This window comes from Lentimicrobium sp. S6 (assembly GCF_013166635.1).
In the GTDB taxonomy this organism is placed as follows: domain Bacteria; phylum Bacteroidota; class Bacteroidia; order Bacteroidales; family UBA12170; genus UBA12170.
Genome location: NZ_JABKBZ010000215.1, coordinates 1 through 1,151, shown reverse-complemented (window position 1 = coordinate 1,151; position 1,151 = coordinate 1). Strand labels below are relative to the sequence as shown.

1 protein-coding gene is annotated in these 1,151 nt (G+C 30.8%); it reads left to right on the top strand.

Annotation, left to right across the window (positions count from 1 at the left end; all coding sequences use genetic code 11):
• The first annotated feature begins 164 nt into the window (after window positions 1-164).
• Window positions 165-836 (top strand): hypothetical protein, encoded by a 672-nt coding sequence (locus tag HNS40_RS22405; protein ID WP_172284937.1) that lies wholly within the window; start codon window positions 165-167, stop codon window positions 834-836.
• The last annotated feature ends 315 nt before the right edge of the window (window positions 837-1,151 follow it).

Sequence of the window (1,151 nt, the reverse complement as noted above, 5' to 3'; positions counted from 1 at the left end):
AAAAGTTATACGATAGAAATTATTTCTGTTCTTTAAACTGAGTACTTCTGCCATTTTACGGTGGCACAAATGCTCTGGTATGGGTGGCACAACATCAATCGGTATGAGTGGCACAACTTGCTCCGGTTTGAGTGGCACAGTTACATCGGTATAGGTGGCACAACATGAGTCAGCCTATCCAAAATGATCATGTTAGAATGATTAATACCATTATTAAAGAAGATCCATACTTTACAGAATACTATATTTTGAGTTATGACTCTACAGAAATAATACTTGATAATCTATTCATTATTACCGATAATTTTACTGAATTTAGTTTCCATAACATTGATTCTGCCTTCTTAGTTGCTTACAATAGGTTTGTTCAAATCGATACTTTTTTAACTACAATCATTACTGATTCTAGTTCTATAGAATGGGTTGATTCTAATTATGAATATAGTTTATTCTGTGATTCAATCAACCAGACATCAATTAATGACCTAGTTTGGTCAGATAGAATCAATGATACTATTAGGGAATTAGATATAGAATCTACTAATTTAAGATTTAATTCCTCAGGGTTAATTTTGACTTCAAAGCCATTGTTCCTTAAAAATTGTGATACAGCAATTATGTGTATGGATATTATTACAGCAGATCACTATATTAATAACTTGTATTATCTAAAAAGGAATAAAAATGATTGGGAGATTATTAAAAAGGATTATGAATTTTTTAAATTGTTAAAGTTTTTTACTGGAGTAGATAAGAATAATCAAATAACAGGAAAAGGGACTAGTCTTGTAGTTTTGGGTTTAAAAGGTTCTACGTCAAGAGAGAATTTGAAATAGAAATGGCAAGCATATAACAATAGCTCATAAGCAATACGGGGATAAGTAGAAAATTGATAAATTTGAAGTAAAAAATAAACATTGGTTGTAGGCTGAAAAATAAGGGGTCAAGAACAAAACCTGGGGGGATGAGCTAAAATGTTATACTTTTGAAAAAAAGAATCACATCAATTATGCAAAATGATTTGGGGTCAAGAACAAAACCTGGGGGGATGAGCTAAAATGTTATACTTTTGAAAAAAAGAATCACATCAATTATGCAAAATGATTTGGCTATTATGAGTTTGTTTTTTCCAGAAGGCATGCTCGACTATT